Origin of the sequence: Mucilaginibacter terrenus, assembly GCF_003432065.1 — a bacterium.
GTDB lineage: Bacteria > Bacteroidota > Bacteroidia > Sphingobacteriales > Sphingobacteriaceae > Mucilaginibacter > Mucilaginibacter terrenus.
The window spans coordinates 2,305,238-2,328,826 of the sequence record NZ_QWDE01000001.1; the positions used below are offsets into that span (position 1 = coordinate 2,305,238).

Below are 23,589 nucleotides of genomic sequence, written 5' to 3' on the forward strand. Positions count from 1 at the left end.
GATGATAGCTATTTGCTATAGCCGGGATTTAATAAAATGCTCTACAAGATTACATGAGTTTAACCATTTTTAGGATAGCGTTTTTTTGCTTAGTTCCTATAGGTCTGTTCATCCTTATTAAAACTATAGGCATGTTAAAAGGCCTTTTTAGCGGCGAGGTGCTTGCTGAATTCCCGTTCACCCAAAAGACTTTTGTATTTACCGCAACCAAACCGTCGGTATGTGCGGTTTGGCAGAAGGGGAAGTTATTCAGTCGTACACCTATAGACAAGTTCAACATAAGGGTAACTAAAGAAGCTGGCGGAGAAAGCGTTAGCTTGACCAACTCGTTTTTTAGCCCTCATGTTAACGGCCTGGATACGGCACGCCTGGAAACCCTTCGTTTTTATGCAGAACCAGGCGATTATAGGCTAACGTTGGAAAAGCGAAACGGCACTTCTTTTTTTGAACAGCTATTTTCCCGTTTATTCCCTGATACACCTGTTGATTATAGCAAATACTCAATCCAGGTAAGAGAAAGCCGGCCTGTTTATTACATTATTGCTGCTATCCCTTTGTTTACCTTATCTGTATTTTGCGTTGTTGGTGGTATTGTAGCAGGTTTTGCAGCACCAAACATTTTAACAGATATGGGTATTTTATATACCTGACATCCGTAAGTTAATAGTAAACTAAATAGTGTTTCACCCTGGTGGTCACAGCAGGCGTTTTGAGGCAGTGACAAGATTTTGTCAGTTTTGGCTTAATTGATTATTCTTAAGAGATTTGGTCTGTTTCATCTAAAGTGTTTGTACTGTTTCGGGTTGTTTCGGCTTCTGCTACTAGTTAGTTGATCATTAACATTTTACCAAAAAACACTGTTGCGGGTGTTTCGCTTTCAACCGAAACACTTGAACGATTATTAAGCCAGTTTGATAACCCGACCCAAAACTCAGATATCTGAAAATGCAATTATGACTATCGTCACAAAAATCAGGAAAGAAGCCACTACACCTTTTGTAAAGAACCAAAATCGCTTTTCGATAGCAGCGGAGTTTGCCAGTTTATCTTCCAGTAACTTTAATTGTGTTTCATTTACCGCCAACTCCCTATTAAGAATATTGGGATCTGCAAACTTCCTGTTATCCTGAGAAGTTACCGGATATATGATCCAAAGCCGCCTTGTTGACTGAAGGTAGATGATGTTTACCCGGTTACTGATTCTCTTGATCTGATAGCGTACAATGTTGACCGGCTTATTGTCAATTATAACACCATTGTGCCACATCAGGGTCTTTCGGCCATAAGCAAAGTACATAATTGCCGCACCAAGGGTGATAGGTCCTATCATAAATGCCTTAGTATTCCCGAAGAAATCATTAATGCTCCGCGCTTTTTCAGCCAAATGCGGATTAACGCTGTGAGACGCCATCTGGCAAAGGATAATCAATGTAAAACACCAAAATATAAGGCTGAACATGAGAAACGCACTGCGGAAATTACCACACTTCAAAAGCACATCGGGAGCGATATAGCCTTGCTTAAAGTTATCATCTGGTGGATGCCTGCCGGGAATATCTGTTGATTTGTTAAAAATCATACCCTTAGAACAGTAAAATGCCGCTAATGGTTTCTTACTAAGTTCGCTTGTCAGGTATATAAATCAGATAATAAAAAAGGCCTTACGAAACGCAAGGCCTTAAGTCAGGTGGAGAATATCGGAGTCGAACCGATGACCTCTTGCATGCCATGCAAGCGCTCTAGCCAGCTGAGCTAATCCCCCGTTCGGGTGGCAAATATATCATATCTTCCAATAACATTATACTGAATTGGTAATTATTTTGACAACGTGCCACCCCTTTTATTCTTCTAAACACCTTTGTTCCCGCTGCTTTATATTCTTACCAAAATCTAACATACAATGCTGTTAGCAGCAGGAGTGTTATAATGATTAGCGCCAGTGTAGAACGGTCAACTTTAAACATCCCTGCATCTATTTTAATAGCTTTAGGGTTTATTTTTGGTCCCGCTAAGCTTACCGCTACCATAACAATAATGGTGAACATAAAAGACAGGCCCATACAGATAAGAAACGGTATTTCGTACCCGCCTTTGCCATTTGGGAATGCGGTGTACAACAGGGTCTCGTTACCAAAAATCTTTGGTGCGTAATTGTTGAACAATACCGACATTCCAAAGCCGGTCAGGATACCTGCTATAGCCGCCTGTCCGGTAGTTCGTTTCCAGAAAAACCCCAGTATAAAAATTGCGAATATACCCGGGCTAATAAATCCAGTATATTTTTGGATGAAAGTGAACCCACCCTCGCCACCAATGCCAAGAATATCTTTCCAGGTAAGAATAATGGAGAACACCATGGCGGCCAAAATGGTGAGCCGTCCCACATTAACCATCTTCTTTTCGCTTGCATCTTTTTTGATGTGTTTTTTGTAGATATCGAGCGTAAAAATAGTTGAGATACTATTGGCTTTACCCGCAAGAGATGCTACAATTGCAGCTGTTAGCGCCGCAACTGAAAGCCCTTTTAAACCAGTAGGCAAGAAACCCAGCACAGCGGAATAAGCATTATCAGAATTGAATTTACCGCCCGATGCCATCTCGTGCTGTAAGCCACCATTCTTGTATAACACGTAGGCCGCTATACCTGGCAATACTACAATTATAGGCATAGCCAGCTTCATTAGGCCGGCAAAAAGTATACCTGTACGAGCAGTTTTAAGATCTGCGCCGAGTGCTCGTTGAGTGATGTACTGGTTACAGCCCCAGTAGTTAAGGTTCACTATCCATTGCCCGGCAAAATACATGGCTATGCCCGGCAAAGCCAGGTATTTATTTATTTCAGCCTGAGAAGCGCCCGGCTTAGGTTTAGGCAATATCATTTTGAAATGGTCAGGAGCATCGCTTAACATAGCTTTTAAACCTGCTACAGCATCTTTACCCAATCCAAATTTCTCACTCACAAGCGTTAACGCTATGTAGGTTGTGGCCAATCCTCCTACCACCAATACCAATACTTGTATTACGTCGGTAAAGCCTATCACTTTCATGCCACCCAAGGTGATAATCAGCGCGAAAATTGCCAAAGCGATAATTATCTCGTGTAAATACCCACCGCCTGCAAGACTATTTATCGCCAATGCACCCAGGTATAATATCGATGTGAGATTTACAAATACATACAGGAATAGCCAAAAGATGGCCATAACAAAACTCACTGTCTCATTATACCGCGTGTGGAGGAACTGCGGCATTGTGAAAATCTTATTTTTAAGATACACAGGCACAAACCACACTGCCACTATAATTAACGCTATAGCTGCCACCCACTCGTACGCAGCTACTGCCAAGCCAACCGCAAACCCCTGCCCGCTGGTACCGATAAACTGCTCGGCAGAGATGTTTGAGGCTATAAGTGAGGCGCCAATTGCCCACCAGGTTAACGAGCCTTCAGCCAGGAAGAAATCCTTACTATCGGACACGCCTTGTACCTTCTTGCGGCTGTAAACCCAGTATCCATAACCAGATACCACAATAAAATAGATAACGAATATAATGTAATCTATCTGAGTAAATTTGTTCATAATTGGTTGGTTAAGTATCAATAGTTAAGCATGTACCATAACCCATCTATGGCACATGTGATAAAGGATTATTTGTAAGCTATTTCATTCCAGCGCAATTCATTCCTGAACTGCTCTATGGTAGTATTTTTACCTATACGCAAAAATTCGATTCCTGCCATATCAGCAAAATCCTGTAAATGTTCTGCGGTAAGATTCTGGCTGTAAGCTGTATGATGAGCACCTCCGCCGTATATCCAGGCAGCGCAACCTGTTTTCATATCAGGCAATGGCTTCCACAGCACACGTGCAACCGGCAAATTTGGAAGCTCGTGTTCCGGCTCTACTGCTACCACTTCGTTTATGAGCAAACGGAAACGGTTTCCCATGTCGATTAACGACGCATTAAGGGCATCTCCGCCTGCCACGTTAAATACCAACCGGGCCGGATCAGCTTTACCGCCAATACCCAGCGGATGCACCTCCAGCGACGGCTTACCCGCTGCTAAGGAAGCATCTATCTCTAACATATGCGCGCCAAGTACCAATTCGTTTTGAGGATCGAAGTGATAGGTGTAGTCTTCCATGAAAGCGTTACCACCCGGCAGTCCGCTGCCCATAACTTTAAAAGCACGTACTAAGGCGGTAGTTTTCCAGTCACCCTCACCAGCAAAGCCGTATCCATCCGCCATCAGGCGCTGGGCAGCAATACCCGGCAACTGCACCATTCCATGTAAGTCCTCAAAGGTATCTGTGAAACCTTTATATCCACCTGATTCTAAAAACTTGCGCAAGCCAAGTTCTATTTTTGCCGCTTCATAAACCGAATGGTAGCGGTCGGCACCTTTTTTCAACGATGCATCCATCGTGTAAATATTTTCGTAGTGACTTGCCAAGGCGGTAACCTCATCCTCGGTTATGCTGTTAATAACAGCAACCAGGTCACCAATGCCGTAGCTATTTACAGCAAACCCGAATTTGGTCTCTGCTTCTACCTTGTCACCGTCGGTAACCGCTACAAAACGCATGTTATCGCCAAAACGTACAAACTTGGCGCCTTGCCAATCCTGCCATGCAGCGGCAGCACGCGCCCAGGTATCAATCTGGCTTAATACCCCGGTATCCTGCCAATGGCCTACAACAACTTTACGGCTCTTACGCAAACGCGAAACCATAAAGCCAAACTCACGGTCGCCATGAGCGCTCTGATTAAGGTTCATGAAATCCATGTCGATAGAGCTCCAGGGTATATCCCGGTTAAACTGAGTATGCAGGTGAAGCATTGGCTTCTGAAGGATATTCAAACCTCGGATCCACATTTTGGCGGGTGAAAACGTATGCATCCAGGTAATAATGCCGATGCAATCCGGTGCGGCATTTGCCTCTTGTATTGTAGTAAATATTTCTTCAGTAGATTTTACCACCGGCTTATAGATCACCCGGACAGGTATTGTCCCCGAGCTGTTTAATCCTTCTGCAATGTGCTGAGCGTGTTCGGCAACTTTCTTAAGTGTTTCTTCGCCGTATAAATTTTGGCTGCCGGTGATAAACCAAACTTCAAAGGTTTTTAGATCGATCATGATGTTGATGGAATTTTTATGATTTGTTCAGGCCTGACCGTAATAAGAATCAGGACCATGTTTACGTTCGTAGTGTTTTTTAATTAGAGAGTCTTTTAGGCGTGGAGCGTTGTTGTTTATCTGTTCGGTTAAATACGCCATATGAGCAACACTTTCCAAAACTGCGCTGTTGTATACCGCCTTTTCGGCCGTTTTGCCCCAGGTAAAAGGCGCATGGTTTCCTACCAACACCATTTCCACTTCTTCGTAACTTAACCCCAATTCGGCAAAATGGTCTATGATCTGGAAACCTGTTTGATATTCGTAATCTCCCCTCACCATATCATCATGCATTGGCGGAGCACAGGGAATATCTACAGTAAGATGGTCTGCATGTGTGGTTCCAAAAATGGGTATGCACCGCTGAGATTGCGCCCACGCAGTAGCAAAGGTGGAATGGGTATGCACGATGCCGCCAATGTTTACCCAGTTTTTATAGAGCACTGCATGCGTTTGAGTATCTGATGACGGGCGGTGATCGCCGCTTACAGTTTTTCCGTCGAAGTCAACAATTACCATTTTGTCAGGCGATAGCTCATCATAAGGTACGCCGCTCGGCTTAATTGCGAACACGCCTAATTCTCTGTCCGCAGCACTTACGTTACCGAAGGTAAACAGCACAAGGCCCAGTTTAGGCAGCTGCATATTAGCGTCGTAAGATTTTTGTTTAATATGTTGATACTGATCCATATTACACACTTTGCAGTTTAGTTTTAGTGGCGGATGCTGTTTGCCTGTCTATGTACCCGCCGAGTGATTGGTACATCCTGTAACGCATTTGGTAAACAACGCTCATTTGTTCGTCTGGCTCATAGCTTACATCAAAACCACCGCCCATCGCCTGCATGGCAGCCTCAACATTGGGATATATGCCAGCTACTACCGCTGCGAACATTGCCGCACCTAAAGCGCAGGTATGCGTAAACTGATGGATGCGGATAGGCATGCCCAACACATCAGCCATCATTTGCATAATAAATGGAGATTTTTTTGCAACTCCGCCGATTCCGATGATTCCTTTAACCGGTATACCTTCACTTACAAATCGTTCCACGATGCTTTTAGCGCCAAAACATGTTGCTTCTGCCAATGCACGAAATACCCGCGGAGCATCGCTTCCTAAATTCAGACCGCCAATGGCTCCCTTTAGGGCCTGGTTGGCATCAGGTGTGCGGCGACCGTTAAACCAGTCTATCGCCAGCTCGCTTTCTTGGTCAACTGGCAATAATGCAGCCTGCCGGCTCAGCTCAGGTATAAGTTGTTCTGCAAGCTCTTCTTTCAGGGCTTCAGCAGTTACAGCGTCGATTACTTTCGATCCCGAAAGCAGGTTGTTTATAGGCCATGACAGGAGATTTTTAAACCATGCATACGTGTCGCCGAAGGCAGACTGCCCTGCCTCTAACCCTGCCATTCCGGGGATCACAGAACCATTTACCTGCCCACAGATGCCGTTTACCAGTTTTCCATTCATGTCGTTCATGGGTGCTACCAATATGTCACAGGTAGACGTGCCCATTACCTTACTTAAGTAGTACGGCTCTATTTGTCCGCCTACTGCGCCCATGTGGGCGTCAAATGCGCCGGTGCCCACCACTACATCAGTAGATAAACCCAGCCTTGCAGCCCACTCTCTGCTGAGTGTACCTGCGGGCTGGTCGGCAGTGTAGGTTTCGGTAAACAATTTATCCTTAATGCCAGTTAGTAACGGGTCTAACGAGGTAAAAAAATCATCTGGGGGCAGGCCGCCAAATTCTTCAGCCCAAAGCGCCTTGTGGCCTGCAGAACAGCGTCCGCGTTTAATCTGAGCAGCATTACTCCCGCCAGTAAGTAAAAACGGTATCCAGTCGCAGTGCTCCACCCAGGATTGCATTGCCTGACGGACGTCAGCATCTACCCTTAACACATGCAGCAGCTTTGCCCAAAACCATTCCGAAGAATAAATGCCCCCAACATACTGAAGATAATTTGTGTCAAATTTTAAAGCGTGATCATTTATCTGTTCGGCTTCCTTTATACCCGTATGATCTTTCCAAAGCACAAACATCGCGTTAGGATTTGTTTCGAAATCGGGTAGCAACGCAAGTGGAGTTCCAGTTGCGTCTATTGCTATAGGGGTAGACCCGGTGGTATCAACTGAGATGCCTTTAACAGCACTTGCAGCCTGTTGCCCGCCAGCCTTCTTTATACAATCCTTTATAGTGGCTTCCAGCCCCTCTATATAATCCAGCGGATGCTGCCTAAACTGATTTTCGGAAGGTTTGCAGTACAAGCCTTCGCGCCAGCGGGGATAATAGAACACTGATGACGCTATTTCACGGCCATTCGCGGCATCAACTATCACCGAGCGGACAGAGTCCGTCCCGTAGTCAACCCCGATCACAAATTGATCGTTATTCATAATTGGTTTACAATAATTGTCTAATTAACATTTAATTTGCTAGAAATAGAAAATTATTTTCAGAAATCTGTTTAGCTGAGTGCTTTAGGTATTTGGATTGAATTATGATAAAAGGTAGTGTATAGCTATTTTAAACGATACACGCTTTTTACATCCTGAGCAATTTTTGAGCTTAGAAGTTCGGCGCCGCTACGGTTCAGGTGCAGGTCATCGTAAAAATACTTAGGGTTGGTAAAGCTTGTGAGATAATTAAATACAGGAACATTGTTTTTCCTGGCAATCTGGTAAATCAAAGCAATATTCCTGTTGGCTTTCACATCTATCGTTTGGTAAATAGGCGACATGGTAATTACCACTTTTATGCCTTTGGCTCTACAACTTTCAATGAATTTTTTGTAGTACAAAGCGGCTGTAGTGTCCACCTCATCGTTTACGTTATAAGCGGGTTTGTTTCCGTGCCATTCTCCGGTTTTACCAATAAATCCATTCTCGCTGTTATCCTTTTGGTACTTGGGTAAAAACTGTACCATTTCGTACAGGATAAGCGAATTATAGGGATAAATCTTAGATAACATTTTATAACGTTCAAACTTATCCCTTAGCAAACAAACTTCCCTTAATTCCGGATGCGAATCATAATACGGCAGCAACACATTGAGCCTGTCAAGGTTTTCGCGGTACTTGAATATCTGGAATTCGTTCGGGCGCGTATCTAAAATAATCAGTTTAGGTGTGTACCGCTTAAGTACCGCCTGCAATAACCCGTAATGGTAATATATGTAACTAAGATCTCGCCCGCAGTTGTAAACAGACATTTTAAGGCTGTCACTAAGTATGCTGGGGTCGTAATGTTCTGCAGCTTTTGATGATCCGAACACAAGGACATCAGCATTGGTTTTATTTATAATGTAGTTTGCCCTTGCGTCAAATCCGCTTTTTTGAGTGAAATAAAAATGCTCCAGCAGCGCACCTATACCCCTGTCAAGTACAAACATCAGTATCAACAGTATTATAAGTTTCTTAGCTATAAGTTTCTTATCAGCCATAGTTAAAACTTGAAGTAGATAAACTGCCCGCCATCAAATACACCAATTAGCAATATACTGAGCAACAAGAAACAATAAGAAGCCATGCGTACTATTGGCGATGTATGATATAGAAAATAGCTCTTGCCATGGTTCAAGTAAGTTGCAGCATCGTGCACAAGTAGTATGATTATAGCGATGAGGGAGTACACGATAACATTTAAGTTATTATCAAATAAAAAGAACTTACCAGTTGGGTGGGCGATGTGGCTAATTACGGTAAAAGCATCTTGTACATTGTTTGCGCGGAAAAATATCCAGGTAAAGCATAGAAAAATAAACATCAGCAACATACTCACACCATTGTACAGCAGAGAGGGAGCCTTTTTTGACATCTTCTTTCTAAATTTCTTTGTCAGAAACTCATAGCTCATAGCCAGTCCATGGAGTACGCCCCATATTATATAGGTCCATCCTGCCCCATGCCAAAGGCCGCTAATGCTAAAAGTAACCATTATACCAAACACTACAGCAAACTTGCCCCAGTCTCGTTTAGCAACTATAATTGGAGTAAATAAGTAATCGTTAAACCAGGTATTAAGAGATATATGCCACCTGCGCCAGTACTCGGTTACACTGGTGGCGAAGAACGGCGTGTTAAAGTTGGTCATGAGTTTGAAACCCATTATACGGGCAGTACCCAGGGCAATATCTGAATACCCTGAGAAATCCGCGTAGATCTGAAACGCGAAAAACACTACCACCGTAATGAGCATGGATGTACTGTAAGAACCCGGACTTTGGTACACTGCCGATACAAAAATGGATAACCTGTCTGCTACAACAAGCTTTTTAAAAAAGCCAAGCAGCATAAGCCGTAAGCCGATCGATATATTCTCGTAAGTAATAGGATGCTTTTCGTAAAACTGGTGCAGTAAATTTTGAGGCCTTTCTATAGGGCCCGCCACCAGTTGAGGATAAAACATAACATACAGGGCATAAATACCAAAGCGCCGTTCGGCAGCCTGGTTCCCGCGATACACCTCAATAGTGTAGCTCATGGCCTGGAAGGTGTGAAAAGATAAGCCAACAGGCAATAGTATACTAAGGTAAGGTATATGGTTGTTAACACCTACTTGGTTTAACAACAGAGATATATTGTCATTAATAAAGTTGTAGTACTTAAAAAAAGCCAGTACGCCAATATTAGCCACTAACGACATGACCAGGTACAGCCTCCGTTGCTTACCACTGGATTGTTCTATCAGTATTCCTGCAAAATAATCTACAATAATGGTGAACAGAAGTATAAGGATGTACACAGGTATAAATACCATATAGAAGTAGCAGCTTGCTACCAGCAGTAGCAACCATCTGAACTTATGCGGCAGTATATAGTAGAGCGGGGTAACAACAAGAAAAAATACAACAAAGTGTAAGGAGTTGAATAGCATAGCCGCGCAATAGTTAACAGAGGGCGAACGAAGATAAAAAATAAAAGCTTTTAAGACAATGAGCGTTACAGGTGCTTAAAACTTAAACCAAAGTAACAGAAAGGTTGTTGTCAGTTAAAGTAATTGCGGGCTGATGGCGGTACACCCGTTAAGTAGTTATATTAGCACACGTCAATTATTAACTGGCTTCCCATAATAACCCTCTACTGCTATGTTCACTTCTTTATCTGCCGACTTTACATCACCACAGCAGGAGGAAACGCCCTTTGACAAGGCTCCGGAGTGGAGTAAAAGCGCGATTTGGTACCAAATTTTTCCCGAACGCTTTCGTAAGGGCATGGAAAGCAACAACCCGAAGCCAGAGAACATCAATATACCACCTGTAGGACAAATTGCTCCTGAAGGATGGCAGGTGAGCTCATGGGGAAGAGACTGGTACAGCCAGGACGCATGGGAAGAAGGTCGTGAGTTTATCGACAATACCTACTATAGAAGATATGGCGGAGACCTGCAGGGCATACTCGATAAGTTAGATTATTTGCAAGATCTGGGCGTTACAGCGTTGTATATAAACCCATTGAACGATGCGCCATCGTCACACAAATATGATGCACGTAATTATCACCACATTGATGTTAATTTTGGGCCTGATCCCGAAGGTGATTTGGGTATTATAGCATCAGAAGATCCGGCTGATCCGGCTACCTGGCAGTGGACCGCGGCAGACAGGCTTTTTCTTGAACTAATTAAAGAAGTACATGCGCGCAACATGCGCATTATAATGGATTACAGCTGGAATCATACAGGAGTTATGTTTTGGGCATGGCAGGATGTATTGAAGAACCAATCACAATCGCGCTATAAAGATTGGTATGAGATAAGATCATTTGATGACCCGAATACACCTCACAATGAATTTGCTTACACGGGTTGGGTGGGCGTACCCAGCCTCCCCGAAATAAGGAAGGTGGACGTAACAACCCACCGCATTAATGGCCAGCCTTACGAAGGAAATATTAATGAAGGCGCAAAACAGCACATCTTCGCGGTAACCCGGCGCTGGTTGGCGCCTAACGGAAACACTGACGAGGGAATAGATGGATTTCGTTTGGATGTGGCAGATCAGATTGGATTGGGGTTTTGGCGCGATTTCCGTCGGGAAGTTAGAAGCATAAAAATAGATGCTTACCTGGTGGGGGAAGTTTGGTGGGACGAGTGGCCCGATAAGCTGATGGATCCTACACCGTATACCCAGGGTGATGTTTTTGATGCGGTAATGTTTTATCAGGCATACAGGCCGGCAAGGTATTTTTTCGCGCATACCGATTATCCGTTGGATGCACAGCAATTTAAAGATTCTTTGGAGTATGAGTGGAATAGGGTACCCGAAGATAAGCGATATGCGATGATGAACGTTTCGTCTACCCATGACACACCCAGGTTGCTAACCGACTTTTATAATACTAATAAATACAAGTTTCATGCAAACCCCCGAGAAGAACCTAACTATCGCACCGGCAGGCCGGATGAAGAAACGTATAAACGATTAAGATTATACCTGGTACACCTGTTTACAACCATTGGAGCGCCACATATATGGAATGGCGAAGAAATAGGTATGTGGGGGGCTGATGACCCTGATGAACGCAAACCGTTGTGGTGGCCAGATCATCAGTTTGAGCCGGAAACCCGCACGAATATACAACCCGGCGACAAACTGTATGACGATGTGGGCTTTAATGCCGAACACTTTGAATGGTATAAAAAACTAATTGCTATTCGCAAGAACAATCCGGTACTTAATAATGGTGCTATAGAGTTCTTGACTACAGCAGGCGGCATACTTATATACCGTAGATATGACAATCAAGATGAGATATTGGTTTATCTCAATACCGAAGATCATGAGTACACTTTCAACTTACCAGATGGCCAGTATTTAGACCTGTTGACAGATCAGAGAATCAATGGCCCATTCACATTAAGTACACTTAATGGAGCGATACTGAAGAGACTTGTTTAGATTGATGCACACAAAAGGTATAGAAACAGTAAAGCCCCCTGATGGGCAGGGGGCCTTTACTAACCAATTATAAACCTAAATTATGAGAAGACTTTTTTATGTATCAATTGCTCCTTGCAATCAATGGTGTAAAAGTAACACTAAGTTTTTAAACGTGCAAGAACTTTTTTGTAATTTTTTTGTCAGCTTGATATAAATAAACTTTCAGCATTACTTTAATAATAACGATAACGCAAAAAGCTTACCAATATTTTAATATTTGTTGACGTGACAGTTACTTTTACCAAAAAAATCTTATCCACTTTTGTGAATAAACATCTCCAATGAACGTTGCAACACACAAACCAGAGTTAACAGCCACTACTTTATGGATAATGACGCTAACAACCGGCTTTGTTGTTGCCAATCTCTATTACAATCAGCCACTACTTGATGATATGGCACGAACCTTTAAGGTAAGTAGCGGAGAAGTAGGACAAGTATCAATGCTTACGCAGGTTGGTTATGCGCTTGGGATGTTCTTTGTAGTCCCCCTTGCAGATATGGTAAAGCGCAAGCGTTTAATGATAATAGATTTTGCTTTTGTTGTAGCTGCGTTGCTGCTTACAGCTACGGCCAGCAGCATACATGTATTAATTGGCTCCGCCTTTCTTATTGGGTGTACCTCTATAATCCCTCAACTATTGGTACCAATGGCAGCGCACCTTGCCAAACCCGAAGAACGAGGTAAGAAAATTGGTTTCATAATGAGTGGCCTATTGATTGGCATACTTCTATCCCGAACAGTAAGCGGTTTCGTAGGTGCACATTTGGGCTGGCGGGCCATGTTTTATATTGCTGCCGGTATAATGTTATTAATGTGGGTGCTGATCTATTTTTTGCTACCAGAGGTAGAACCTGATTATAAAGGAAACTACGGCACGTTGATGCGCTCACTTGCCGATTTAATAAGGAACGAACCCAAACTCCGGCTGGCATCTTTGCGTGGCGCTCTGTGCTTCGCCTGTTTTAGTGCATTCTGGACTACTCTTGTTTTCATGCTTAAAGAAAACTTTAACCAGGGTAGTGATGTAGCTGGTGCCTTTGGTCTTGCAGGTGCAGCAGGTGCTATAGCAGCAGGTGCCATGGGAAGGCTTAGCGACAAGGTAGACCCTTATAAGATATCTACTGCGACATTATTGTTGGTGATCATCTCATTTGTGATCTTTTGGCTTTCAGCTTACAACATGATTGGCTTAATAATAGGTGTTATAATTATGGACGCAGGAGTACAAGCCACGCACATATCCAACCAAGCTATAATCTTCTCTTTAAACCCTTCTGCCCGTAATCGCATCAATACGGTTTACATGGTGTCTTATTTTGTGGGCGGCGCTCTGGGAACATTTCTGGCTACACGTGTGTGGGGCTCGTATCATTGGGCAGGCATTTGCACCATAGGAATTGTGTTATCCTCATTTGCTACAATTATTCATTTGATGACGCGCAAAACCATGCAACGCACTGTTTGAAAACGAACACCGTACACCATTATCAAACACGTAGGCTTATATTAGCCTTTTGATAAGCCTTTCTGCGTAGCTCGCCAATTATTTTGAAAAATTTATAAAATAATAACTGTCTAAATTTCAGATATTTAAAAGTTAATTTCTTGATGATAGATGACTATTATAGTGGATTTCCACATCATTTGTAAATTTTTGGCATGCAATTGGAAAGGTACTTATCAAACGCACTAATATGGTTATCGACGAGACAACTGAAACAGCGGGAGAAGAGAAACAATGGGACAACCCAACGGCTCCTGAAAAGACCTCTGACAGCCGGGACCAGGAACAACTGGAAAGGCAATTTAAAGAGGCAAAACGCAGGCATGACAACCTGGAAGAAAATCAGGAAGAAACAAACAATAACGAAGACACTAAAAACTAAACATTTAAAATATTGATCATGAAAACTACTAAACAAACTCCAGCAACCAAATTGGTAAATCGTTTCGACAAAGAATTAATGACCCTGTTAATGAGCGATCTGAAAGCTGTTAAAGCGATAAAGCAAAAAATGCTAAATATCAATGGTCAGCATTTAAACGCTGCATAGTAAAAAACATCACTGTAAAGCTCACAACACTAACTATTTACCTATGAAACGCTATAACAAACCAGCCACCAGCAAATTAGTTGCCCGTTACGATAACGAATTAAAGAACCTGTTAATGGAAGATTTAAAAGCTTTCAGGGAACGCAACCAATTCACTTCAAGCAACAAACAGGAGGCCATACAACAACAGTTGTCGGCTGCCTGATCAACATATATCACATCTACTAAACATCCCTTTGAGACAAGTAAGGCCCTGCATATTATGCCGGGCCTTACTGTTTTAATGCGTATTGAACAATAAGTTCAGAAGTATGCCGGGAAGCTCCGGGTTCCCCCATTCTGCTATCAAGTTTATCATAATTCGAAAGCATTTTGCTACGATAGTTATTATCCTCTAAGAGCTTTTCTAACTCAGCACCTATCGTAACGGCGTTACAACCCTCCTGTATTAGTTCTTTAACAACTTGTTCATCCATAATTAGATTTACAAGTGAAATAAACCTGATCTTGATTAACATACGGGCAATGCCAATGGTGAGTACATTTCCTTTGTATACCACCACTTGGGGTACATTAAACAACGCAGTTTCCAGGGTAGCCGTACCTGAAGCTACTATAGCAGCCGCAGCATTATTTAGTAAGTTGTAGGTGCTGTTAAAAACAACAGGAATATTGGCGCTGTTAGCATATTGCTGATAATAATCGTTAGTGAATGTTGGCGCCCCAGCTATTACAAATTGATAATCACTAAACGCTGCAGCAACTTTAACCATCTCTGGTAACAGTCGGCTTATTTCCTGTTTACGGCTGCCGGGTAACAGTGCTACAATTTTTTTATCTGTAATAAGTTTATTGTGCCCGAGAAAATCTGGGTCGGGTGTAAAAGCATCAACAGCATCCAGCAAAGGATTTCCAACATAATCTATGTCCATCCCCCACTTCTTATAGAAATCAACCTCGAATGGAAGTATGCAAAACAAGTGATCGACTACTTTCTTGATCTTAAGTACCCTTTTTTGATTCCATGCCCAAACCTTTGGTGAAATGTAATAGCAAACTAACAATCCTCTTGCTTTAGCAAACTCAGCTATTTTAAGGTTAAACCCCGGAAAGTCTATTAATATCAATACATTGGGCTTATAGCTGATGAGATCAGTCTTACAAAGCTTCAGATTTTTTAAGATCGTGCGCAGATTCATCACTACTTCAGCAAAGCCCATGAAAGCCATGTCTTCATAATGCTTAACTAGGGTACCGCCTTCAGCTTGCATCAGATCGCCGCCAAAGTACCGGAACCCGGCGTTTGGATCTTTCCCCTTTAAAGCTTTCATCAAGTTGGCACCATGCAGGTCGCCTGATGCCTCGCCCGCTACCAGATAGTACTTCATCAGCCTATGCGTATTATGAAAACAAACACTACCAGCATGAACGCAAAAGTAGCCATCATAATACCTCCGGCTGTCTTTTCCTGTTCCTTCTTAAAAAAGCACCTCAATACAACCAGGTTAAGAGCTATAGCCACCAGATAAGGCACACCCGGTTTATTTAGGATAATTGCTTCATTGTGCAAAATAAAACCAAACACTCCCCAGGTAATACCCGGCAATAGACAGCCGAGCAACAAACCTGCTGGTATACTGTTAACATTAAACATTAAACTTCCAGCTATGAAGAACAGGAATGGCGTGGTGCGCCGTCATATCAAACTGCACCGGTACAACAGACGCGTAGTGATGATCTAAGGCCCACACATCAGTATCTTCACCATTATCATTATTCTGAAAAACGCCTGTAAGCCAATAATAAGGGCGTTTGTATGGGTCTACCCGCTGATCAAACTCTTCCGCCCATTTGGCATTTGCCTGGCGACAGATTTTAATGCCCTTGATATTTGCAGTATTTGGGAAATTAACGTTCAATAATGTACCTGTAGGCATGCCATTTTGCAAAACCTGCAGTGCTATTTCTTTAACGTATTTAAGGCAATGCTGAAAATTTGCATCCATATTATAGTCATCAAGCGAGTAGCCAATAGATGGAATGCTTTCGATAGCGCCTTCAACTGCCGCCGACATAGTTCCCGAATACAGTACGTTGATTGAATTATTGAGCCCGTGGTTAATACCAGACACACATAGATCGGGCTTTTTGCCTTTAAATATTTTAGTGACAGCCAGTTTCACACAGTCTACAGGGGTACCGCTACAGCGGTACATTTCTATACCTTCATAAAGATCAACCTCATCCAGCCGCAATGGCTTACCAATAGTTATTGCATGCCCCATTCCTGATTGCGGGCTATCAGGCGCTACTACAACCACCCTGCCAATTTCCTTCATTACGTGCATCATCGCTTTAATACCAGGCGCAGTAATGCCATCGTCATTTACAACTAATATGGTGGGGTGGAATAGCTTTGTCATGAGGCAAAATTAATATTAATTTACCCCGCTGAACTAAATAATTTTGTTTACTCCAGGCACCCTCACCAACAATAAACCAAGAGCAAAGCTGCCTATTACTGCTAGCGGAGCAACTATCAGCAACTTTAAAGCAGGCTCCAGGTGCCAGCCGTGCAGGAAAACGGATAACGCAATTAGTATTAATGGGTGGAATATATAAACGGCGAATGTACTGCGTGATAAGGTGTTTAATACTTTTGAAGGCCTGTTCCAAAGTTGTTTGCCTATGCACAGCAGCGCAGTTACTATGGTAAAACCTGTTAATTGTTCCCATACAGCATACCATAGCGATTGCCAGTGACCGCCCACGTTAAAATACTCCACAGGAAAGTTGAGCACCTTCACCCCTATAAAGAATAACGGAAAGCCAATAAACACCAGGCAAGCTGCTATAATGGCCATCATCTTGCCCGTACGATAATCGGCATTATTAATCCATCTACTGCGAGATGCAACCAAACCAATACAAAACATAGCTATGTATTGTGCAAAATGCCCCAACTGAAAACCCAGGGGTTCAAGCGTACGCCCTACAGGATACACCGTGCGGACGAAATAACTTACAACACCTACCCCAACAGCTGTCAACAGTATTTTGCCTGCGTAAGGAAACGGGTAAGTATTACGATAGCCTTTACTGATAAGCCGGTACAGCCAATATGTTATTGTAAATATAAGCAACGCTGCTACAAACCACATTACGCCAAAATTTATCCAACCATCAAAACCGCCGAGGTACTGCAGGTATGTTATTCTTGGGTGTGCACCAGCATAGTTATACGGCATAAAGCTAAGGAAAGGTGAGAGTACAAAAGAATAGAAGGCTAGCGGTATCCCGAGTCTGACGAAGCGGTCAATAATAAACTTAGCCGGTCCCTTTTTATCGTAAGATGAGGGCACAAACAACGCGGAAAGAAAAAAGAAAAAGCCCATGAAAAATGCCTGATTGACTGCTACAAACAGCGTCATGGGAATTAGCGCACCTGCGAGGGTTGTTTTTTCAGTAAAGTACCAGCCTCCCGGCGCACCATACGTAATGAATGTATGATGCAAAATTACCAAAGCAGCAAGTACTACTTTTAGATGGTCGATGTAAACTATTTTTCCTGTTGAATGCTCGGGTACAATTGCGGGTTCGGTTACGGACATAATATCAAAAGTAGCAGGTTATTGATATATGACTACAAAAAAGCTTTGCCGTTACATATAAATAAAAAAGGGAGCGCTGTTAATGCAGCGCTCCCTTTTGTTAAGTAGCTCAGTTTACAAGCTATTAATCCAGTTTACCAGTTCTTCGCGGGTTTTACCGGTCTTTTGCTGAATACGGCCAAGAGTCTCATCGTCCTTACCTTCTTCGTGTGCCAAATCGTCGTCAGTTAAATCGCCGTAAGCTTGTTTTATTTTGCCCTTTAGCTCGTTCCAGCCGCCTTTTAATTCTAACTTATCCATGATGTTTGTCTCCTTGTTTTGTTGTAATAAGAGAACAGTTGTACATAACTTTAGTTTTCAGAATTGGTTATGCTCATTAAATAACCTAGTGCTATTTTCTGCTTATAATGCTCCGTTCTTTATCTCCTCCACAACCGCTGGATCAAGCAATGTAGATGTATCACCTAAATTGCCGGTATCACCTTCGGCAATCTTACGCAGTATGCGGCGCATGATCTTTCCGGAGCGTGTTTTTGGCAAGCCGGTTACAAATTGAATCTTGTCGGGCTTTGCTATAGGGCCTATGATGCGCGATACCGTCATGATGATATCCTTACGGGTAAGCTCTTCGTTTCCGTGCTTTCCGGGGCTAACCACAAAGGCGTATACCCCTTGGCCTTTAATATCATGCGGGTAGCCAACCACGGCACTCTCTACAACACTGCTGTGCATATTAATAGCATTTTCTACCTCAGCGGTACCAATGCGGTGACCTGATACGTTCAGTACATCGTCTACACGGCCGGTGATGCGGTAATAGCCATCTTCGTCGCGAAGGCAACCGTCACCTGTAAAATACAAATTTTCGTAAGCTGTAAAATAAGTAGTCCGGCAGCGTTCATGATCACCATAGGTAGTGCGCAGCATACCCGGCCATGGGAACTTGATGCAAAGGTTGCCGTTTACGCCGTTACCTTCTATTTCCTTGCCATTTTCGTCTACCAATATTGGCTGAACACCCGGTAACGGCAGCGATGCATAACCCGGTTTAGTTTTAGTAACACCAGCTATGGGCGATATCATAAAACCACCAGTCTCCGTTTGCCACCAGGTGTCTACAATAGGGCAGTTACCATGGCCAATCTTCTCATCAAACCAGTGCCATGCTTCCTCGTTGATAGGCTCCCCTACCGAACCAAGCTTTGTTAGCGAACTCAGGTCTTTCCCTTTCAGTACATCGTCACCAAAACTCATAAGCGAGCGAATAGCGGTTGGCGCGGTGTATAATATGTTTACCTTAAATTTCTCTACAATATCCCAAAAACGACCTGCATTAGGCCAGGTAGGTATACCTTCGAACATTACAACTGTTGCACCCTGGCTAAGCGGACCGTAGGCAATGTACGAATGACCTGTAATCCAGCCAATATCTGCCGTACAGAAGTAGATCTCACCCGGTTGATATTGAAATGCATTGCTAAACGTATAACCGGTATAAACCATATAGCCGCCGCAGGTGTGCACAACACCCTTGGGCTTACCCGTTGAGCCAGATGTATAAAGGATGAATAACATATCCTCTGCATCCATTTCTTCGGCAGGGCACTCTACATTGCCCTGTGTTTCCACCTTTTTGATCTCGTCTTCCCACCATACATCGCGGCCTTTAATCATGGATACAGGTGTACGGCTGCGGGTAAGTACAATTACGCGTTTAATACTTGGGCATTGCACCAGCGCATCATCAATAACGGATTTCAGCGGAACTTCTTTAGTCCCCCGATAACTGCCATCGGCCGTAATTACAATGTTGCATTCGGCATCCTTTATCCTGTCCGCAATGCTTTGTGCCGAGAAACCACCAAAAACTACGGAATGAACAGCGCCTATCCTGGCGCAGGCCAGTACAGCAATAGCCAGTTCGGGCACCATTGGCATATAGATGCAAATACGGTCACCCTTTTTGGCTCCGTTGTTCTTCAGAACATTTGCAAACTGGCAAACTTTATCGTGCAGTTGTTTATAGGTAAGTACGCGGTGATCTTCAGTAGGATCGTTAGGCTCCCATATTATGGCAGGCGTGTCACCGTTTTTCTCCAAATGGCGGTCAAGACAATTCTCGGTGATATTAAGCGTAGCACCCTGGAACCATTTAACGTTGGGTTCTTTAAAGTTCCATTCTAAAACTTTATCCCACTTCTTTTTCCATTGAAAGTGGTTGGCAATCTCTTCCCAAAACTGCTCCGGCTGTTCTACACTTTTGGTATATGCCTGTTGGTATTCTTCAAAGGTTTTTACTTGCATAACTGGTATAATGGTGGCGTAAATTAGCAATTTCTATGTTAAGGATGTAATAATATCAACTTGCTTCTTAAATTATTTTAAAAAGTTTATTTGTATGATCATGATCTACTTTCATATCAAATTTTACTACTGAATTGGTATTTTATAGTTAGCTCCTGCGTTCAACAAAAAAATCGTAAAAATTTCTTAAAACACTGTTGCTTATGTCTTTTAAAAACCTGATATTTGCAAACTCTTTTTGGAAGAGGAAAGAGAATTAAAAAATATTTGTCATGTCAAGAATTTGCGATCTAACAGGAAAAGGCTACATGAACGGTCACAACGTTTCTAATTCAAACGTTAAAACCAAACGCAAGTTTTATCCTAACCTGAAGCTGAAAAAGTTTTATATCCCTGAAGAAGACAAATGGATTACTTTAAAAGTATCTACTTCTGCAATAAAAACTATCAGCAAAAACGGCATTACTGCCTGCATCAATAAATTTGTAAAAAAAGGTTCCATTTAATAGTTGCTTTTGGCACGAGGTGATGGTTTAAACTCTCGCCGTAAGCTAAACAACCAATAAAATAAAATACGATGGCTAAGAAAGGTAACAGGGTACAGGTAATATTAGAATGCACCGAGCACAAAACCAGCGGTATGCCTGGCATGTCTCGCTATATTACTACCAAAAACAAAAAGAACACAACCGAAAGGCTTGAACTTAAAAAGTTTAACCCGGTATTACGTAAAGTAACTGTTCACAAAGAAATTAAGTAATTCTTCGGTTTACGGGTGGCTCTTTTGCCATCTACTAAATCACTAATTCGCTAAATCAATAATTAAAGAGACATGGCAAAGAAAGTAGTTGCAACACTGAAAGTAGCAGGTAAAGGCAAAGAATATTCAAAAGTTATTACAATGGTTAAGTCACCGGTTACAGGTGCTTATTCATTCAAAGAGCAAATCGTTCCTAACGATAACGTTAAGGATGCAATTGCCGGTAAATAATATCTGGTAATACGCTTATAAAGTATCAAAGCCGTCTTGTATCACACGAGAGGGCTTTTTTTGTTACAGGCACAGTTTGAATTTGAAGGTTTTCTCATCTGCAGGAGTAATCCTAATTCAGGCTTTCACCCAATCAACTCTGGAGGTTGTTAAATTCTGATCACCTATGGGACTATTTGATTTTTTTAAGAAAAAGGAAAGCAGCCAGCAAGAACAGCAGGCACTTGATACCGGGTTGGAAAAAACAAAGGATAACTTTTTTTCCAAGCTGACCAAGGTAGTTGCCGGTCGCTCTACAGTTGATGATGATGTACTTGACGACCTGGAAGAAGTACTAGTTACGTCAGACGTGGGTGTTAGCACTACGCTGAAAATTATCGAGCGCATACAAGCACGTGTTGCCCGCGATAAATATCTTGGCACTTCAGAACTGAACAGCCTGCTAAAAGATGAGATCCAAAAACTTCTTGCAGAGAATAATAGCAACGATTTTCGCACGTTTGAGTACGGCGACCACAAGCCATACGTAATAATGGTTGTTGGCGTTAATGGCGTAGGCAAAACAACAACTATAGGTAAACTTGCCCATAAACTTAAACAAGCAGGAAACCAGGTTGTACTTGGCGCGGCAGATACTTTCCGTGCTGCTGCAGTAGACCAGATAAAACTTTGGGGTGATCGTGTAGGGGTTAAGGTAGTGGCACAAGCCATGGGCAGCGACCCTGCGTCTGTTGCATATGACACCCTTCGTTCTGCAGTAGCCAATGGCGACGATGTGGCAATTATTGACACTGCAGGCCGTTTACATAATAAAGTAGGGCTCATGAATGAGCTTACTAAAATAAAAAATGTAATGCAGAAGGTAGTTCCGGGCGCACCACATGAGATATTGCTGGTGCTGGATGCCTCAACAGGTCAAAATGCTATAGAACAGTGTAAGCAGTTTACAGAAGCTACCAATGTTAATGCACTGGCACTTACCAAACTGGACGGCACTGCCAAAGGTGGCGTTGTAATAGGCATATCAGATCAGTTTAAAATTCCGGTAAAGTACATCGGCGTTGGCGAAGGCATGAATCACCTGCAACTGTTTGACAGGCAAGCCTTTGTAGATACCTTGTTTAAAGGTTGATAGCCGTACTTGCTATTTCATAAAGAATGAAGACTAAAGAAATTTATCAGCCAAAGAAATTGTTAAAACCGCGTGTAAACGTAGTTACCCTTGGCTGTTCAAAAAATATTTACGACAGCGAAGTGCTGATGGGGCAGCTCAAAGGCAATGCTTACGATGTAGTGCATGAAGCTGATAAGGTTGGCAAGAACGATATTGTAGTTATAAATACCTGTGGCTTTATTGATAACGCCAAACAGGAATCTATAGACACTATCCTGCAATACAGCGAACTTAAAGAACAGGGTAAGGTTGGTAAAGTTATAGTTACCGGCTGCCTTTCAGAACGGTACAAACCTGAACTGGAAGCCGAGATAACCAACGTAGACGCCTACTTTGGCACCAACGATCTACAGGGTGTATTACAGAGCATAGGTGCTGATTACCGCCACGAACTAATAGGCGAACGCTTACTTACTACTCCCTCTCATTTTGCATACTTTAAAATAGCCGAGGGCTGTAATCGCCCGTGCTCATTTTGTGCTATACCATTGATGCGAGGCAAACACGTAAGTACGCCGATGGAGCAACTGGTTAAGAATGCAGAGACCCTTGTAAAGAACGGCACTAAAGAACTGATCCTTATTGCACAGGACCTTACTTACTACGGCCTTGACCTGTACGGCAAACGTAATCTTGATGAGCTTCTGCGCCGCTTGAGTGACGTTAATGGCGTAGAGTGGATCCGTCTTCAATATGCCTATCCGTCAGGTTTCCCTATGGAGATCCTGGATGCAATGAACGAGCGCAGCAATATTTGCAAGTACCTCGACATGCCGCTCCAGCACATTACCGATAACATGCTGAAGTCGATGCGCCGTGGTATCACTAAGCAAAAAACAATTGACGTGGTGAACCAGATACGCGATAAGGTGCCCGGCATCGCTATGCGTACAACACTTATCACCGGCTATCCCGGCGAAACCCAGCAGGACTTTGAAGAAATGGCGCAATGGGTAGAGGACACTAAGTTTGACCGTTTAGGTTGTTTTACTTACTCGCATGAGGAAAAAACACACGCCCATTCTTTGATTGACGATGTTCCAGAAGAAGTAAAGCAGGAACGTGCCGATGCAATAATGGAGATACAACAAGGTATTTCATTTGATAAGAACCAGGAGAAGATAGGCAATACTTATAAAGTTCTTGTTGATAAGAAAGATGGCGACTTCTTTGTAGGCCGTACCGAGTATGATTCACCTGAAGTTGATAATGAAGTACTGATAGATGCCAGCATGAATTACGCTGCCGTAGGCAGTTTTGTAAACGTAAATGTCGACTCTGCTGAAGACTTCGACCTTTATGGACAAATTGTAAAATAAGCCTGTTTTAA

Annotated in this window: 24 protein-coding genes and 1 tRNA gene; 11 read left to right on the forward strand and 14 right to left on the reverse strand. The window is 42.8% G+C overall.

Going from position 1 to position 23,589, the window contains the following annotated elements; all coding sequences use genetic code 11:
• The first annotated feature begins 131 nt into the window (after positions 1-131).
• On the forward strand, positions 132-650 hold the full coding sequence (locus tag DYU05_RS10300) for a hypothetical protein (RefSeq protein ID WP_133300214.1): 519 nt from the start codon (positions 132-134) through the stop codon (positions 648-650).
• A 281-nt stretch (positions 651-931) separates the two neighbouring features.
• Here the strand turns inward: DYU05_RS10300 and DYU05_RS10305 are convergent, their stop codons facing one another.
• From DYU05_RS10305 to DYU05_RS10340, 8 genes are all read right to left on the reverse strand, one after another.
• Positions 932-1,579, reverse strand: coding sequence for a hypothetical protein (locus DYU05_RS10305; protein ID WP_117382848.1), 648 nt, complete (start codon positions 1,577-1,579; stop codon positions 932-934).
• Positions 1,580-1,688: 109 nt separating this feature from the next.
• Positions 1,689-1,762 (reverse strand) — tRNA-Ala (locus tag DYU05_RS10310).
• Between the two features lie 118 nt (positions 1,763-1,880).
• Positions 1,881-3,581, reverse strand: coding sequence for a sodium:solute symporter family transporter (locus tag DYU05_RS10315; RefSeq protein WP_117382849.1), 1,701 nt, complete (start codon positions 3,579-3,581; stop codon positions 1,881-1,883).
• A 68-nt stretch (positions 3,582-3,649) separates the two neighbouring features.
• The gene (gene araA, locus DYU05_RS10320; RefSeq protein WP_117382850.1) at positions 3,650-5,140 is read right to left on the reverse strand and encodes an L-arabinose isomerase; all 1,491 of its coding nucleotides are present in this window, start codon (positions 5,138-5,140) and stop codon (positions 3,650-3,652) included.
• Positions 5,141-5,167: 27 nt separating this feature from the next.
• Complete coding sequence (locus DYU05_RS10325) at positions 5,168-5,869, reverse strand: L-ribulose-5-phosphate 4-epimerase (RefSeq protein ID WP_117382851.1); 702 nt, start codon at positions 5,867-5,869, stop codon at positions 5,168-5,170.
• 1 nt (position 5,870) lies between these two features.
• Positions 5,871-7,577 carry a ribulokinase gene (locus DYU05_RS10330; protein WP_117382852.1) on the reverse strand — a complete coding sequence of 569 codons (1,707 nt, stop codon included), beginning with the start codon at positions 7,575-7,577 and terminating at the stop codon, positions 5,871-5,873.
• Between the two features lie 125 nt (positions 7,578-7,702).
• Positions 7,703-8,623 carry an SGNH/GDSL hydrolase family protein gene (locus DYU05_RS10335; RefSeq protein WP_117382853.1) on the reverse strand — a complete coding sequence of 307 codons (921 nt, stop codon included), beginning with the start codon at positions 8,621-8,623 and terminating at the stop codon, positions 7,703-7,705.
• A 2-nt stretch (positions 8,624-8,625) separates the two neighbouring features.
• Positions 8,626-10,056 carry an MBOAT family O-acyltransferase gene (locus DYU05_RS10340; RefSeq protein WP_117382854.1) on the reverse strand — a complete coding sequence of 477 codons (1,431 nt, stop codon included), beginning with the start codon at positions 10,054-10,056 and terminating at the stop codon, positions 8,626-8,628.
• 211 nt (positions 10,057-10,267) lie between these two features.
• Between DYU05_RS10340 and DYU05_RS10345 the strand changes: the two genes are divergently transcribed.
• The 5 genes from DYU05_RS10345 (at position 10,268) to DYU05_RS21125 (ending at position 14,384) form a co-directional block, all read left to right on the forward strand.
• Positions 10,268-12,079 carry a glycoside hydrolase family 13 protein gene (locus DYU05_RS10345; protein WP_117382855.1) on the forward strand — a complete coding sequence of 604 codons (1,812 nt, stop codon included), beginning with the start codon at positions 10,268-10,270 and terminating at the stop codon, positions 12,077-12,079.
• Between the two features lie 323 nt (positions 12,080-12,402).
• Complete coding sequence (locus DYU05_RS10350; RefSeq protein WP_205771828.1) at positions 12,403-13,590, forward strand: MFS transporter; 1,188 nt, start codon at positions 12,403-12,405, stop codon at positions 13,588-13,590.
• Between the two features lie 229 nt (positions 13,591-13,819).
• A complete protein-coding gene (locus tag DYU05_RS10355; RefSeq protein ID WP_117382856.1) occupies positions 13,820-14,011 on the forward strand; it encodes a hypothetical protein in 192 nt (63 codons plus the stop codon).
• 18 nt (positions 14,012-14,029) lie between these two features.
• A complete protein-coding gene (locus DYU05_RS21120; protein ID WP_165852043.1) occupies positions 14,030-14,179 on the forward strand; it encodes a hypothetical protein in 150 nt (49 codons plus the stop codon).
• 43 nt (positions 14,180-14,222) lie between these two features.
• The gene (locus DYU05_RS21125) at positions 14,223-14,384 is read left to right on the forward strand and encodes a hypothetical protein (protein WP_165852044.1); all 162 of its coding nucleotides are present in this window, start codon (positions 14,223-14,225) and stop codon (positions 14,382-14,384) included.
• 67 nt (positions 14,385-14,451) lie between these two features.
• Here the strand turns inward: DYU05_RS21125 and lpxB are convergent, their stop codons facing one another.
• The 6 genes from lpxB to acs all read right to left on the reverse strand — a co-directional run bounded on the left by lpxB (position 14,452) and on the right by acs (position 20,094).
• Positions 14,452-15,567: a lipid-A-disaccharide synthase gene (gene lpxB / locus DYU05_RS10360; protein ID WP_117382857.1), complete on the reverse strand. Its 1,116-nt coding sequence runs from the start codon at positions 15,565-15,567 to the stop codon at positions 14,452-14,454.
• Entirely contained in the window at positions 15,567-15,833 is a 267-nt protein-coding gene (locus DYU05_RS10365) for a hypothetical protein (RefSeq protein ID WP_117382858.1), read from the reverse strand. Before DYU05_RS10365 ends, lpxB begins: the two co-directional genes overlap by 1 nt.
• On the reverse strand, positions 15,826-16,602 hold the full coding sequence (gene surE / locus DYU05_RS10370; RefSeq protein ID WP_117382859.1) for a 5'/3'-nucleotidase SurE: 777 nt from the start codon (positions 16,600-16,602) through the stop codon (positions 15,826-15,828). The genes DYU05_RS10365 and surE overlap by 8 nt, the downstream gene beginning before the upstream one ends.
• A 33-nt stretch (positions 16,603-16,635) precedes the next feature.
• Positions 16,636-17,790: an acyltransferase family protein gene (locus DYU05_RS10375; RefSeq protein ID WP_117382860.1), complete on the reverse strand. Its 1,155-nt coding sequence runs from the start codon at positions 17,788-17,790 to the stop codon at positions 16,636-16,638.
• Positions 17,791-17,904: 114 nt separating this feature from the next.
• A complete protein-coding gene (locus tag DYU05_RS10380; RefSeq protein WP_117382861.1) occupies positions 17,905-18,090 on the reverse strand; it encodes a CsbD family protein in 186 nt (61 codons plus the stop codon).
• Positions 18,091-18,192: 102 nt separating this feature from the next.
• Positions 18,193-20,094, reverse strand: a complete 1,902-nt coding sequence (acs, locus tag DYU05_RS10385; RefSeq protein WP_117382862.1) for an acetate--CoA ligase — start codon at positions 20,092-20,094, stop codon at positions 18,193-18,195.
• 272 nt (positions 20,095-20,366) lie between these two features.
• Between acs and rpmB the strand changes: the two genes are divergently transcribed.
• The 5 genes from rpmB to rimO all read left to right on the forward strand — a co-directional run bounded on the left by rpmB (position 20,367) and on the right by rimO (position 23,578).
• Positions 20,367-20,600, forward strand: coding sequence for a 50S ribosomal protein L28 (gene rpmB, locus DYU05_RS10390; RefSeq protein ID WP_095705630.1), 234 nt, complete (start codon positions 20,367-20,369; stop codon positions 20,598-20,600).
• 71 nt (positions 20,601-20,671) lie between these two features.
• The gene (gene rpmG / locus DYU05_RS10395; protein WP_022830075.1) at positions 20,672-20,854 is read left to right on the forward strand and encodes a 50S ribosomal protein L33; all 183 of its coding nucleotides are present in this window, start codon (positions 20,672-20,674) and stop codon (positions 20,852-20,854) included.
• A gap of 72 nt (positions 20,855-20,926) precedes the next feature.
• Positions 20,927-21,085, forward strand: coding sequence for a DUF4295 domain-containing protein (locus DYU05_RS10400; RefSeq protein ID WP_117382863.1), 159 nt, complete (start codon positions 20,927-20,929; stop codon positions 21,083-21,085).
• Positions 21,086-21,251: 166 nt separating this feature from the next.
• Positions 21,252-22,217, forward strand: coding sequence for a signal recognition particle-docking protein FtsY (gene ftsY, locus DYU05_RS10405; RefSeq protein WP_117382864.1), 966 nt, complete (start codon positions 21,252-21,254; stop codon positions 22,215-22,217).
• Between the two features lie 26 nt (positions 22,218-22,243).
• The gene (gene rimO, locus DYU05_RS10410; RefSeq protein WP_117382865.1) at positions 22,244-23,578 is read left to right on the forward strand and encodes a 30S ribosomal protein S12 methylthiotransferase RimO; all 1,335 of its coding nucleotides are present in this window, start codon (positions 22,244-22,246) and stop codon (positions 23,576-23,578) included.
• Positions 23,579-23,589: the final 11 nt, after the last annotated feature.

Excerpts from the sequence above, each read along its gene's own strand:
- DYU05_RS10300 (WP_133300214.1), top strand. The coding sequence starts at position 132 with ATGTTAAAAGGCCTTTTTAGCGGCGAGGTGCTTGCTGAATTCCCGTTC.
- DYU05_RS10305 (WP_117382848.1), bottom strand. The coding sequence starts at position 1,579 with ATGATTTTTAACAAATCAACAGATATTCCCGGCAGGCATCCACCAGAT.
- DYU05_RS10315 (WP_117382849.1), bottom strand. The coding sequence starts at position 3,581 with ATGAACAAATTTACTCAGATAGATTACATTATATTCGTTATCTATTTT.
- araA (WP_117382850.1), bottom strand. The coding sequence starts at position 5,140 with ATGATCGATCTAAAAACCTTTGAAGTTTGGTTTATCACCGGCAGCCAA.
- DYU05_RS10325 (WP_117382851.1), bottom strand. The coding sequence starts at position 5,869 with ATGGATCAGTATCAACATATTAAACAAAAATCTTACGACGCTAATATG.
- DYU05_RS10330 (WP_117382852.1), bottom strand. The coding sequence starts at position 7,577 with ATGAATAACGATCAATTTGTGATCGGGGTTGACTACGGGACGGACTCT.
- DYU05_RS10335 (WP_117382853.1), bottom strand. The coding sequence starts at position 8,623 with ATGGCTGATAAGAAACTTATAGCTAAGAAACTTATAATACTGTTGATA.
- DYU05_RS10340 (WP_117382854.1), bottom strand. The coding sequence starts at position 10,056 with ATGCTATTCAACTCCTTACACTTTGTTGTATTTTTTCTTGTTGTTACC.
- DYU05_RS10345 (WP_117382855.1), top strand. The coding sequence starts at position 10,268 with ATGTTCACTTCTTTATCTGCCGACTTTACATCACCACAGCAGGAGGAA.
- DYU05_RS10350 (WP_205771828.1), top strand. The coding sequence starts at position 12,403 with ATGAACGTTGCAACACACAAACCAGAGTTAACAGCCACTACTTTATGG.
- DYU05_RS10355 (WP_117382856.1), top strand. The coding sequence starts at position 13,820 with ATGGTTATCGACGAGACAACTGAAACAGCGGGAGAAGAGAAACAATGG.
- DYU05_RS21120 (WP_165852043.1), top strand. The coding sequence starts at position 14,030 with ATGAAAACTACTAAACAAACTCCAGCAACCAAATTGGTAAATCGTTTC.
- DYU05_RS21125 (WP_165852044.1), top strand. The coding sequence starts at position 14,223 with ATGAAACGCTATAACAAACCAGCCACCAGCAAATTAGTTGCCCGTTAC.
- lpxB (WP_117382857.1), bottom strand. The coding sequence starts at position 15,567 with ATGAAGTACTATCTGGTAGCGGGCGAGGCATCAGGCGACCTGCATGGT.
- DYU05_RS10365 (WP_117382858.1), bottom strand. The coding sequence starts at position 15,833 with ATGTTTAATGTTAACAGTATACCAGCAGGTTTGTTGCTCGGCTGTCTA.
- surE (WP_117382859.1), bottom strand. The coding sequence starts at position 16,602 with ATGACAAAGCTATTCCACCCCACCATATTAGTTGTAAATGACGATGGC.
- DYU05_RS10375 (WP_117382860.1), bottom strand. The coding sequence starts at position 17,790 with ATGTCCGTAACCGAACCCGCAATTGTACCCGAGCATTCAACAGGAAAA.
- DYU05_RS10380 (WP_117382861.1), bottom strand. The coding sequence starts at position 18,090 with ATGGATAAGTTAGAATTAAAAGGCGGCTGGAACGAGCTAAAGGGCAAA.
- acs (WP_117382862.1), bottom strand. The coding sequence starts at position 20,094 with ATGCAAGTAAAAACCTTTGAAGAATACCAACAGGCATATACCAAAAGT.
- rpmB (WP_095705630.1), top strand. The coding sequence starts at position 20,367 with ATGTCAAGAATTTGCGATCTAACAGGAAAAGGCTACATGAACGGTCAC.
- rpmG (WP_022830075.1), top strand. The coding sequence starts at position 20,672 with ATGGCTAAGAAAGGTAACAGGGTACAGGTAATATTAGAATGCACCGAG.
- DYU05_RS10400 (WP_117382863.1), top strand. The coding sequence starts at position 20,927 with ATGGCAAAGAAAGTAGTTGCAACACTGAAAGTAGCAGGTAAAGGCAAA.
- ftsY (WP_117382864.1), top strand. The coding sequence starts at position 21,252 with ATGGGACTATTTGATTTTTTTAAGAAAAAGGAAAGCAGCCAGCAAGAA.
- rimO (WP_117382865.1), top strand. The coding sequence starts at position 22,244 with ATGAAGACTAAAGAAATTTATCAGCCAAAGAAATTGTTAAAACCGCGT.